The 12158-nt window shown below is 70.7% G+C and carries 7 protein-coding genes; 4 read left to right on the top strand and 3 right to left on the bottom strand.

Annotated features, from left to right (window positions below; translation table 11 throughout):
- The first annotated feature begins 164 nt into the window (after positions 1-164).
- A complete protein-coding gene (gene def, locus ACIA8D_RS31590; RefSeq protein WP_399237565.1) occupies positions 165-767 on the top strand; it encodes a peptide deformylase in 603 nt (200 codons plus the stop codon).
- 34 nt (positions 768-801) lie between these two features.
- Here def and ACIA8D_RS31585 read toward each other — a convergent pair whose 3' ends face one another.
- From ACIA8D_RS31585 to ACIA8D_RS31575, 3 genes are all read right to left on the bottom strand, one after another.
- Positions 802-2442 carry a cation acetate symporter gene (locus tag ACIA8D_RS31585; RefSeq protein WP_399237564.1) on the bottom strand — a complete coding sequence of 547 codons (1641 nt, stop codon included), beginning with the start codon at positions 2440-2442 and terminating at the stop codon, positions 802-804.
- Complete coding sequence (locus ACIA8D_RS31580) at positions 2439-2846, bottom strand: DUF485 domain-containing protein (protein ID WP_399237563.1); 408 nt, start codon at positions 2844-2846, stop codon at positions 2439-2441. The genes ACIA8D_RS31585 and ACIA8D_RS31580 overlap by 4 nt, the downstream gene beginning before the upstream one ends.
- A gap of 116 nt (positions 2847-2962) precedes the next feature.
- A complete protein-coding gene (locus ACIA8D_RS31575; RefSeq protein ID WP_399237562.1) occupies positions 2963-4525 on the bottom strand; it encodes an MFS transporter in 1563 nt (520 codons plus the stop codon).
- A 297-nt stretch (positions 4526-4822) separates the two neighbouring features.
- On the opposite strand from ACIA8D_RS31575, the gene ACIA8D_RS31570 reads away from it, so the two are divergent.
- The 3 genes from ACIA8D_RS31570 to mfd all read left to right on the top strand — a co-directional run bounded on the left by ACIA8D_RS31570 (position 4823) and on the right by mfd (position 11995).
- Positions 4823-5611, top strand: a complete 789-nt coding sequence (locus ACIA8D_RS31570; RefSeq protein WP_399237561.1) for an ABC transporter ATP-binding protein — start codon at positions 4823-4825, stop codon at positions 5609-5611.
- Positions 5608-8193: an ABC transporter permease gene (locus ACIA8D_RS31565; RefSeq protein WP_399237560.1), complete on the top strand. Its 2586-nt coding sequence runs from the start codon at positions 5608-5610 to the stop codon at positions 8191-8193. Before ACIA8D_RS31570 ends, ACIA8D_RS31565 begins: the two co-directional genes overlap by 4 nt.
- Positions 8194-8458: 265 nt before the next feature.
- A complete protein-coding gene (mfd, locus tag ACIA8D_RS31560) occupies positions 8459-11995 on the top strand; it encodes a transcription-repair coupling factor (protein ID WP_399237558.1) in 3537 nt (1178 codons plus the stop codon).
- Positions 11996-12158 lie beyond the last annotated feature (163 nt).

The following is a 12158-nucleotide window of genomic DNA, read 5'->3' as shown; positions in this document are numbered from 1 at the left end:
CCCCGCGCCTCAATCGCCGCAGGGGCTTGAGATGGCCGGCCCGATCAAGCCCCGCCGGCGATTGAGGCGCGGGGTCCGGGGCGGAGCCCCGTGGCGTAGGGGCGGACGAGCGCGCCGTTAAGGTGGGCGCTCGGTCAAGTCGTGAGCGAATACAAGGGGTTGGCATGGGAGAGGCGCGGCTGCTGCCGGAGGTGGAGCGCGGGGCGGTCCGGCGCATCACGATCGTCGGCGAAGACGTACTGCGCCGCCGCTGCGCGCCCGTCACCGACACCCTCTTCGGCACCCCGGAGCTCGACCGCCTGATCGACGACATGTTCGCCACGAACCACGTCGCGCACGGCGCGGCCATCGCCGCCAACCAGGTCGACGTGGACCTCCAGCTGTTCGTCTACGACATGGAGGACGACTGGGGCGTGCGGCACACCGGCCACATCTGCAACCCGGTCCTCGACGAGCAACCCCCGGCGGAGCGCCGGCTCGTCGACGACATGGAGGGCTGCCTCTCCGTGCCGGGCCCCTACAAGTCCGTGGCGCGCGCCGACCACGCCGTCGTGCGCGGCCACGACAAGAACGGCAACCCGGTCTCCGTCGAGGGCCGCGGCTACTTCGCCCGCTGCCTCCAGCACGAGACGGACCATCTGTACGGCCGCCTCTACATCGACCGCCTCGCCAAGCGCGACCGCAAGGACGCGCTGCGGGAGATGGAGGAGCTGAAGGACGGCGTCCTCGCGCGCCGTGCCGAACTGGCGGAGCGGCTCGGCAAGTAGCACGCCCTCAGCTCCCTCAGCTCCCTCAACTCCCTCAGTTCCGCGTGGTGCCGCCGCCCGGCGCCGTCGGCGAACCCGCCAGGATCCACGCCTCCACGGCCTCGTACTGCTGCCGCTGCGCGTCGGCCCTGCGCCGGTCCGTGAGGACCGTGCCGAGCCAGCCGAACAGGAAGCCCAGCGGGATGGACACGAGCCCCGTGGACGTGAACGGGAACCAGTTGAAGTCCATGCCGGGGAACGCCGACGTGGGCGAGCCCGACACGAGGTTGGTCCCGGTCATCAGGACGACGCTGGCCGCCGTGCCGCCGAGCAGTGTCCACAGCAGGCCCGCTCGTGTGTAGCGCCGCCAGAAGAGGCTGTAGACGAGGGCCGGGGCGATGGCGGACGCGCCCAGGCACAGGGAGAGCGTGACCAGCGGCTGGAGGTTGCGGTGCTGGAAGACGCAGGCCAGGGCGATCGCGAAGACGCCGACGCCGAGGGCCGACATCCGAGCGATCGACAGTTCCTTGCGGCCCGTCAGGTCCCGTTTGGCGTACGCGATCACGTCGTGGGCCAGGGAGTTGGCGCAGGCGAGGATCATGCCCGCGACCGAGGCGAGCAGCGTCAGGAACAGCGCCGTGGTGACGGTGGTGAACAGCAGGGACTCGCCCGTGCTCGTCGTCGCGCCGAAGACGGCCCGTGCCCCGAGCAGATACGCCGTGTTGCCCTGCCGGTCGGCCGCCGCGATGGCCGGAGCGCCCAGCATCGCCGTCGCGCCGAAGGCGACCACGGAGATGACCAGGACGAACATCCCGACCGCGGACACCGCCCAGGTCATCGAGCGGCGCACCTCGTGCGCGTGCCGGGCTGTGTACATGCGCATCGTGACGTGCGGCAGCGCGGCCCCGCCGATGACCACCGTCAGCTCCGAAGTGATCATGTCGAGGCGGGGGGTGGGGCTGTGCGCGAACTGGAGGCCCGAGGTGAGATAGGCGTTGCCCGCTCCGCTGCCGCGCGCGGCGGCCGCGAGCAGGGTTCCGGGGTCCCAGTCGAAGCGGCGCAGGACGAGCACGGCGATCACCGCGCCCGAGCCGAGCAGCATGACGATCTTGAAGATCTGGATGACGGCGGTGCCCTTCATGCCGCCGATCGTCGCGTAGCTGATCATGAGTGCGCCGAGTGCGATCACGCAGGCCGTCTTGAAGGTCTCGCTGGTGAAGCCGAGCAGGAACGCCAACAGGTCGCCCGCGCCCGCGAGTTGCACCAGCATCATCGGCATCAGGGCCGCGATGGTGGCCGTGCAGGCGGCCATGCGCACGGAGCGGCCCGGCATCCTGCGCGCGAGCGTGTCGCCCATCGTGAACCGGCCCGCGTTGCGCAGCGGTTCGGCCATCAGGAACATCAGCAGCATCAGGGAGAGCGCCGTGCTCAGGGCGAGCACCACGCCGTCGTAGCCGAGCAGCGCGATGATGCCGCCGGTGCCGAGCACGGTGGCCGCGGAGATGTAGTCGCCGGCGATGGCCAGGCCGTTGCGGATCGGGCCGAGGCGGCCGAAGCCGGTGTAGAACTCCTCCAGGCCGTCGCGGTCGGGCCCGGTCATGATGCACAGCAGGAGCGTGATCGTCGCGACCGCCGTGAACGCGACCAGGGACATGGCGTCGGTGGACGCGGCGGCGACCGCCGGACCCGCGGTCATCGCGCGTAGCCCCCGCCCGTACGGCACTGCCGGCGGATGCGGTGGGCGAGCGGGTCCACGCGGCGTCGTGCCGTGTACTCGTACAGGAGCAACGCCAGGCAGGTCACCGGGAGTTGGCACAGGCCGATGAGCAGACCCGTGGAGAGGCCGCCGGTGGCCGAGCGGTTCATCAGGCCCGGCGCGAACGCGGAGAGCAGCAGGAAGAGCGTGAAGTAGCCGAGTGCCGTGAGGGTGGCGACGCGACGCTGCCAGCGGTAGGCGGTGCGCAGCAGGCGCACTTCGCCGCTGGGGGCGTCGGGATGGCGGGGGAGGCGGTGGGAGCGGGGCTGCGGACGGGGCGGTGTGCGGGGGTGGGCGTACGGCGGGAGCGGGTGGGGGTGCGACGGGTGCGGCTGGTACGACATCCCTGTTCTCCTTGCGTGGCTCGGGTCCGCCGGGGACTGGGCGGACCGCAGGGAGTGTGTGGGGAGCCGGAACGTTACTCGTAGGTAGACGAGTTGGGGAGCGTTTGGCCGAACGATCAGTCCGTGCCGGCCGACTTTTCTTGTACGTGAGGTGAGTGTTGCTGGTGGGGGAGTTGTACGGCGGATGACTTTTCCTGCTCGCTCCCGTCCGGTACGGGATCGGAGGGTTCCGATTCCAGGACGGGGAAGCGCCGCGGGGCCAGCGCCAGGAGGACGAGCAGGGCGACCGCGGCGGCGCAGGCCGCGCCGACGTACACCGAGTCGACGGCCGCGTCGATCGCCCGGCGCACCCCGTCGGCGCCCTTGTCGCGGGCGACCGAGTCGAGGTCGGTGCCGGAGCCGAGGCGGGCCGAGATCACACCGTTGGCGACCGCGCCGAAGACGGCGGCGCCGACCGTCTGCCCGATCTGCCGGTAGAAGAGCACCGACGCGGTGGCGGTGCCGCGTTCCGCCCAGCCGACCGTGGACTGCACGCCGACGATCAGGGGGAGTTGGAAGAGGCCGAGGGCCGCGCCGAGCAGCAGGCTGAGCAGCGTGGGCTGCCAGACCTCGCCCGGGAAGGGCAGCAGCAGCGGGAACGCGGCGAGCAGCACGAGCGCCCCCGCCATGCCGAGCGCGGCCGTGTCACGGAAGCCGATCCTGCGGTACACGTGCTGGCTCAGGGCCGCGGAGACCGGCCAGCTCAGCGTCATCACGGAGAGCACGAAGCCGGCGGCCGTGGGGGACAGGCCGAGGACGGACTGCGCGTACGTCGGCAGGAACGCGGTCGGTGCCACCATCAGCAGGCCCATCGCGCCGAGCGCCAGATTGACCGCCGCGATGGTGCGCCGCCGCCACACCCAGCCCGGCAGGATCGGTTCGGGCACCCGCCGCTCGATGACGAGGACGGCGCCGATGAGCCCGACTCCCGTGCACAGCAGGGCGATCGAGGGCGCGGACCCCCACGCCCACGCGACCCCGCCCTGCACCAGCCAGGTCAGCAGCGCCCCGCCCGCCGCGAATACCGCGAGCGCGCCCGCCCAGTCGATCCGCGGCCGCGCGGCGCGCTCCCGGCGCGGCTCGTGCAGATGACGTACGAGCAGCAGGAGGGCGACGGTGCCGATCGGCAGGTTGATCAGGAAGATCCAGCGCCACCCCGCGTACGAGGCGAGCAGCCCGCCGAGCGCGGGGCCCAGGACCGAGGAAGTGGCCCACACGGTTGACAACTTGGCCTGGATCTTCGGGCGTTCCTTGAGGGGGTAGAGGTCGGCCGCCAGGGTCTGCACCGTGCCCTGGATCGCGCCGCCGCCGAGGCCCTGCACCACTCGGAAGGCGATCAGGGCGCCCATGTTCCACGCGGACGCGCACAGCAGCGAGCCGACCAGGAACAGCACGCTGCCCGCGATCAGCACGGGCTTGCGGCCGAAGGTGTCCGACAGCTTCCCGTACACGGGCAGGGTGACGGTGACCGCGAGGAGATAGCCCGAGAACAGCCAGGAGAAGACGGAGAAGCCGCCGAGGTCGCCGACGATCTGCGGCACCGCGGTCGAGACGATCGTCGTGTCGAGCGCGGCGAGCGCCATGCTCAACATCAACGCGGCGACGACCGCGGCGCGGCGCCGGTCGGTGGTTCCCTGCATGCGTTCCCCCTGCATGTATCTACGTCAGGAGCTTAGGCAGGTGGAGGCGTCCCTGAGTAGGGGTCCACCGAGGGGTGGACCTCCCCTAAGGGGACCTCCGTAGAAGGGGGCAGGGTCGGGTCGTCCCGGTGGAGGACGAGGGGGCGCGGGGACCTTCGTAGCGTTTGGGTGGTGGGGTTTTCCCCCGGAAAAGACGGGGCTTTTCTGCAACGCGCCGGGGCACCCCGTTCCACCAGACTTGGCCGCACAAGGCGTTGTTCCACGCATCCGACGCGTGACCGACTTAGGAGACTTACCGTGACTACGGCTGCAACCATCCCCAGGCACGGGGGCACTGGACAGAGTTCGGCCGTCGCCGCGCGAGCGCGGCAACTGGTCAAGGCGTACGGGTCGGGGGAGACCCGCGTCGTCGCGCTCGACCACGTCGACGTGGACATCGCGCGCGGCCGGTTCACCGCGATCATGGGCCCGTCGGGCTCCGGCAAGTCGACGCTGATGCACTGCCTGGCGGGCCTGGACACGGTCACGTCGGGACAGATCTTCCTCGACGAGACCGAGATCACCGGCCTGAAGGACAAGAAGCTCACGAAGCTGCGCCGGGACCGCATCGGCTTCATCTTCCAGGCGTTCAACCTGCTGCCGACGCTGAACGCGATCGAGAACATCACGCTCCCGATGGACATAGCCGGCCGCAAGCCGGACGCCGCCTGGCTGCGCCAGGTCGTCGAGACCGTGGGGCTCGCCGAGCGCCTCAAGCACCGGCCCACGCAGCTCTCCGGCGGACAGCAGCAGCGGGTCGCCGTGGCGCGCGCCCTGGCCTCCCGGCCGTCGATCATCTTCGGTGACGAGCCGACCGGAAACCTCGACTCGCGCGCGGGCGCCGAGGTCCTCGGCTTCCTGCGCCGCTCCGTCGACGAGCTGGGCCAGACGATCGTGATGGTCACGCACGACCCGGTCGCCGCCTCCTACGCGGACCGCGTCCTCTACCTCGCGGACGGCCGCATCGTCGACGAGATGGCGCGCCCGACCGCCGAGGCCGTCCTCGACCGCATGAAGGACTTCGACGCCCGAGGTCGCACGTCATGAGTGCCAACACGGTCATGAAGACCTCCCTGCGCAACTTCTTCGCGCACAAGGGCCGGATGGCCCTCTCGGCGGTCGCCGTCCTGCTGTCGGTCGCCTTCGTCTGCGGCACCCTCGTGTTCACCGACACGATGGACAAGACCTTCGACAAGCTGTTCACCGCCACCGCGTCCGACGTCACCGTCAGTCCCAAGGATGCCGAGGTCGAGGGCAGCGCCACCGGCCGGCCCGAGGCGCTGCCGGCGGCCGCGCTCGCCACCGTCCGGAAGGCGGAGGGCGTCAAGTCCGCCGAGGGCGCGGTCAGTTCGATGAACGTGACCGTGGTGAACTCCGACAACAAGAACATGGGGTCAACCACCGGTGCCCCCACCATCGCGGGCAACTGGACGCACAACGACCTGCGTTCCATGGAGATCACCTCCGGACACGCGCCGCGCGGCCCCACCGAGGTGATGGTCGACGCCGACACGGCGAAGAAGCACCACCTCGCGATGGGCGACGAGCTGCGCACCATCACCGCCAGCGGTGACATCAAGGCGAAGATCGCCGGTATCGCCTCCTTCAAGGTGACCAACCCCGGCGCGGCCGTCGTCTACTTCGACACCGCGACCGCGCAGCGCGAACTCATCGGCAGGGCCGGGCAGTTCACCCAGATCAACGTCGCCGCCGCCGACGGCGTCAGCGACGCGCGGCTCAAGACGGACGTCGCCGCGGCCCTCGGCGCCGGCGGCACGTACAAGATCCAGACCCAGCAGCAGGCCGCGGACGCCAACGCCGCGGACGTCGGCTCCTTCATGGACGTCATCAAGTACGCCCTGCTCGGCTTCGCCGGCATCGCCTTCCTCGTCGGCATCTTCCTGATCATCAACACGTTCTCGATGCTGGTCGCCCAGCGCACCCGCGAGATCGGCCTGATGCGCGCCATCGGCTCCTCCCGCAAGCAGGTCAACCGGTCCGTGCTGGTCGAGGCGCTGCTGCTCGGCGTCGTCGGCTCGGTGCTCGGCGTCGGCGCGGGCATGGGCCTGGCCGTCGGCCTGATGAAGCTCATGTCCTCGATGGGCATGGACCTGTCCACCGACGACCTCACCGTGAAGTGGACGACCCCGGCGATCGGCCTGCTGCTCGGCATCGTCGTCACCGTCCTCGCCGCGTACCTGCCGGCCCGCCGCGCGGGCAAGGTCTCCCCGATGGCCGCGCTGCGCGACGCGGGCACCCCGGCCGACGTCAAGGCGGGCGTCGTACGCGGCGTCATCGGCGTCGTCCTCACGGGTGGCGGCGGATTCGCCCTCTACCTGGCCGCGCAGGCCGACAAGGCGAGCCAGGGCGCGCTGTGGCTCGGCGTCGGCATCGTCGCCTCGCTCATCGGCTTCGTCGTCGTGGGCCCGCTGCTCGCGGGCGTCGTGGTCCGCGTCATCAGCGCCGTGCTGCTGCGGATCTTCGGCCCCGTCGGCCGCATGGCCGAGCGCAACGCGCTGCGCAACCCGCGCCGCACCGGAGCGACCGGCGCGGCGCTGATGATCGGCCTCGCGCTCGTCGCCTGCCTCTCCGTCGTCGGCTCCTCGATGGTGGCCTCGGCGACCAGCGAGCTCGACAAGTCGGTCGGCGCCGACTACATCGTCGAGGGCCAGGGCGGCATCAAGCCGCAGGCTGCCCGGGACCTCAAGCACGTCGAGCGGGACGGCTTCGTCTCCCACGTCACGGAGGTCAAGTACGTCAAGGCCGACCTGACGGCACCGAACGGCGCGAAGAAGTCGGAGGAACTGGTCGCGGCCACCCCCACCTACGCCCAGGACCTGCGCCGCGAGACGACCTCCGGCGAGCTGTCGGCGGCGTACGGGAAGAACGCGATGTCGGTCGGCTCCGGCTTCGCCGAGAAGCACGGGGTGAAGGTCGGCGACACCATGACCGTCGCCTTCGACCACGGACGCACCGCCGAGCTGAGGATCGCGGCGATCACGTCGGACGACACCACGTTCGACAAGGGCGCCATGTACACGAACCTGACGACGGCGGCGCGCTATCTGCCGGCGGACCGGATGCCGCTGAACGGCATGATGTTCGCGAAGGCGGAGCCCGGCAAGGCCGACCAGGCGTACAAGGCGCTCAAGGCCTCGGTCGCCGCCGACCCGACGGTCCACGTCAAGGACCAGACCGACTACAAGCAGACACTGAAGGACCAGATAGGCCAGCTCCTCAACATGATCTACGGGCTGCTCGCGCTCGCGATCATCGTGGCGGTGCTCGGCGTCGTGAACACGCTGGCCCTCTCGGTGGTCGAGCGGACCCGCGAGATCGGCCTGATGCGCGCCATCGGCCTCTCCCGCCGCCAGCTGCGCCGCATGATCCGCCTGGAGTCCGTGGTCATCGCGGTCTTCGGCGCCCTCCTCGGCCTCGGCCTCGGAATGGGCTGGGGCGCGACGGCCCAGAAGCTCCTGGCCCTGGAGGGCCTCGGTGTCCTGGAGATCCCCTGGCCGACGATCACGGCGGTCTTCATCGCCTCGGCCTTCGTGGGCCTGTTCGCCGCCCTGATCCCGGCCTTCAGGGCGGGCCGCATGAACGTCCTGGGAGCGATCGCAACGGAATAGCCTCCGGCTCCCTGGCTGGACCCTCGGGACTCTGCCCCGGACCCCGCTGCTCAATCGCCGCAGGGGCTTGAGATGGTCGACCGCCTCAAGCCCCGCCGGCGCTTGAGGCGCGGGGTCCGGGGCAGAGCCCCGAGGCCGTAACGCCGGGTGACGCCAACAGATCAAACGGGTGAGCCCCCGGAGGAAGACGTACGCTGGGAACCCCCGGCCCGTACCACGTGTCGGGCCCTTCGCGTTGCCCACTCACCCGGGACGGATCTTCTCCATGAGCCTGCACGGACTGCTCGACGCCGTCGTCAAGGACGCGGCCCTCGTTGAAGCGGTGAAGGCCGCCGGGGACGGCAACCGGATGCACGTCGACCTGGTGGGCCCACCCGCGTCCCGCCCCTTCGCGATCGCCGCGCTCGCCCGCGAGGCGAAGCGGCCCGTCCTCGCGGTGACCGCCACGGGGCGGGAGGCCGAGGACCTGGCGGCGGCGCTGCGCTCACTGCTCCCCGCCGACGGCGTCGTCGAGTACCCGTCGTGGGAGACGCTCCCGCACGAGCGCCTCAGCCCGAGGTCGGACACGGTCGGCCGTCGCCTCGCCGTGCTGCGCCGTCTCGCGCACCCCAGCACCGACGACCCGGAGACCGGACCGGTCTCCGTCGTCGTGGCCCCCATCCGCTCCGTGCTGCAACCGCAGGTCAAGGGACTCGGCGACCTGGAGCCCGTGGCCCTGCGCACCGGGCAGAGCGCCGACCTGGAGGAGACCGTCCAGGCGCTGGCCGCGGCGGCGTACGCCCGGGTCGAACTCGTCGAGAAGCGCGGCGAGTTCGCCGTGCGCGGCGGCATCCTCGACGTGTTCCCGCCGACGGAGGAGCACCCGCTCCGCGTCGAGTTCTGGGGCGACGACATCGAGGAGATCCGCTATTTCAAGGTCGCCGACCAGCGCTCCCTGGAGATCGCCGAGCACGGCCTGTGGGCCCCGCCCTGCCGCGAGCTGCTGCTCACCGACGACGTCCGCGCCCGGGCGGCCGAGCTCGCCGAACAGCACCCCGAGCTGGGCGAACTGCTCGGGAAGATCGCCGAGGGGATCGCCGTCGAGGGCATGGAGTCCTTCGCCCCCGTCCTCGTCGACGACATGGAGCTGCTGCTCGACGTGCTGCCGGCCGGGTCGATGACCATGGTCTGCGACCCCGAGCGGGTGCGCACGCGCGCGGCCGACCTGGTGGCGACCTCGCAGGAGTTCCTCCAGGCGTCCTGGGCGGCCTCCGCCACCGGCGGCAAGGCTCCCATCGACGTGGGCGCCGCGTCGCTGTGGGCCATCGCGGACGTCCGGGACCGGGCGCGCGAGCTCGGGATGATGTGGTGGTCGGTGTCCCCGTTCGCGGCGGACGCGGAGGGCGACCTGGAGACGGACACCCTCCAGCTCGGCATGCACGCCCCGGAGACGTACCGCGGCGACACCGCCCGCGCGCTCGCCGACACCAAGGGCTGGCTCGCCGACGGCTGGCGCGCCGTCTACGTCACCGAGGGCCACGGCCCCGCGACCCGCACCGTCGAGGTGCTCGGCGGCGAGGGCATCGCGGCCCGCCTGGAGAAGGACCTCGGCGAACTCGCCCCGTCCGTCGTCCAGGTGTCCTGCGGAAGCCTTGAATTCGGCTTCGTGGACCAGGCGTTGAAGCTCGCCGTCCTCACCGAGACCGATCTCACCGGCCAGCGGGCCGCCGGCAAGGACGGCGCCCGGATGCCCGCGCGGCGCCGCAAGACCATCGACCCGCTCACCCTCGAATCCGGCGACTACATCGTGCACGAGCAGCACGGCGTCGGCCGCTACATCGAGATGGTGCAGCGCACGGTGCAGGGCGCGACCCGCGAGTACCTCGTCGTCGAGTACGCGCCCGCCAAGCGCGGCCAGCCCGGCGACCGCCTCTACATTCCGACGGACCAGCTGGAGCAGATCACCAAGTACGTCGGCGGCGAGGCCCCGACGATGCACCGGCTCGGCGGCGCCGACTGGACCAAGACGAAGGCGAAGGCCAAGAAGGCCGTCAAGGAGATCGCGGCCGACCTGATCAGGCTGTACTCCGCGCGCATGGCGGCGCCGGGACACGCCTTCGGCTCGGACACCCCCTGGCAGCGGGAGCTGGAGGACGCGTTCCCGTACGTGGAGACGCCCGATCAGCTGACCACGATCGCCGAGGTCAAGGAGGACATGGAGAAGACGGTCCCGATGGACCGCCTGATCTGCGGCGACGTCGGCTACGGCAAGACGGAGATCGCGGTCCGCGCCGCCTTCAAGGCGGTCCAGGACGGCAAGCAGGTCGCCGTCCTCGTACCGACGACGCTCCTCGTCCAGCAGCACTTCGGCACGTTCACGGAGCGGTACGGCCAGTTCCCGGTCAGCGTCAAGGCGCTCAGCCGCTTCCAGACGGAGACCGAGTCCAAGGCCACCCTCGAAGGCCTCAAGGACGGCGCGGTCGACATCGTCATCGGCACGCACCGCCTGTTCTCCTCCGAGACCAAGTTCAAGGACCTGGGTCTGGTCATCGTCGACGAGGAGCAGCGCTTCGGCGTCGAGCACAAGGAGCAGCTGAAGAAGCTCCGCGCCAACGTCGACGTGCTCACGATGTCCGCGACCCCCATCCCCCGTACGCTCGAAATGGCGGTCACCGGCATCCGCGAGATGTCGACGATCACCACGCCGCCCGAGGAGCGCCACCCGGTGCTCACCTTCGTCGGGCCGTACGAGGAGAAGCAGATCGGCGCCGCGATCCGCCGCGAACTGCTGCGCGAGGGCCAGGTCTTCTACATCCACAACCGTGTCGAGTCGATCGACAAGGCGGCGGCCCGGCTCCGGGCGATCGTGCCGGAGGCGCGGATCGCGACGGCGCACGGCCAGATGTCCGAACAGGCCCTGGAACAGGTCGTCGTGGACTTCTGGGAGAAGAAGTTCGACGTCCTCGTCTCCACGACCATCGTGGAATCCGGCATCGACATCTCCAACGCCAACACCCTCATCGTCGAGCGCGGCGACAACTTCGGCCTCTCCCAGCTCCACCAGCTGCGCGGCCGCGTCGGCCGAGGCCGCGAGCGCGGGTACGCCTACTTCCTGTACCCGCCGGAGAAGCCGCTGACCGAGACCGCCCACGAGCGCCTCGCCACCATCGCCCAGCACACGGAGATGGGCGCGGGCATGTACGTCGCGATGAAGGACCTGGAGATCCGCGGCGCGGGCAACCTCCTCGGCGGCGAACAGTCGGGCCACATCGCGGGCGTCGGCTTCGACCTGTACGTACGCATGGTGGGCGAGGCCGTCGCGGACTACCGCGCCTCGCTCGAAGGCGGCGTGGAGGAGGAGCCGCCGCTGGAGGTCAAGATCGAGCTCCCGGTCGACGCGCACGTCCCGCACGACTACGCGCCCGGCGAGCGGCTGCGCCTCCAGGCCTACCGCGCCATCGCCTCCGCGAACACGGAGGAGGACGTCAAGCACGTCCGCGAGGAACTCGTCGACCGTTACGGCAAGTTGCCCGAGCCGGTGGAGAATCTGCTGCTCGTGGCGGGCCTGCGGATGCTGGCGCGGGCCTGCGAGGTCGGCGAGATCGTCCTCCAGGGCAACAACATCCGCTTCGCGTCGGTGGAGCTGCGGGAGTCCCAGGAGCTGCGCCTCAAGCGCCTCTACCCCGGCACGGTCATCAAGTCGGCCACCGGTCAGCTCCTCGTGCCGCGCCCGAAGCCGAAGAAGATGGGCGGCAAGCCGGTCGTCGGCCGGGAACTGCTGGCGTGGGTCGGGGAGTTCCTGACCTCGATCCTGGGGGCGTAGGCCTCCGGGGCCTCCGGCCGATCGACAGGTGGGGGCGGGCGTCGACCCGCCCCCACCTGTTTCACCTGGCACCAAATAACCGAACTGGCTCCCCGTCCGGCGTCTCGTGGATTACTGTGCGCGACGACCGCAGTTCTTCACGTTTTCTCCACACGGGGTACAC

Source organism: Streptomyces sp. NPDC051684 (assembly GCF_044453445.1).
Taxonomy (GTDB): domain Bacteria; phylum Actinomycetota; class Actinomycetes; order Streptomycetales; family Streptomycetaceae; genus Streptomyces.
This window is presented reverse-complemented; position numbering and strand designations above follow the sequence as displayed.

Bases quoted from the DNA above. Each gene is read 5' to 3' on its own strand.
- mfd (WP_399237558.1), top strand. From the start codon at position 8,459: ATGAGCCTGCACGGACTGCTCGACGCCGTCGTCAAGGACGCGGCCCTC.
- ACIA8D_RS31575 (WP_399237562.1), bottom strand. From the start codon at position 4,525: ATGCAGGGAACCACCGACCGGCGCCGCGCCGCGGTCGTCGCCGCGTTG.
- ACIA8D_RS31565 (WP_399237560.1), top strand. From the start codon at position 5,608: ATGAGTGCCAACACGGTCATGAAGACCTCCCTGCGCAACTTCTTCGCG.
- def (WP_399237565.1), top strand. From the start codon at position 165: ATGGGAGAGGCGCGGCTGCTGCCGGAGGTGGAGCGCGGGGCGGTCCGG.
- ACIA8D_RS31580 (WP_399237563.1), bottom strand. From the start codon at position 2,846: ATGTCGTACCAGCCGCACCCGTCGCACCCCCACCCGCTCCCGCCGTAC.
- ACIA8D_RS31585 (WP_399237564.1), bottom strand. From the start codon at position 2,442: ATGACCGCGGGTCCGGCGGTCGCCGCCGCGTCCACCGACGCCATGTCC.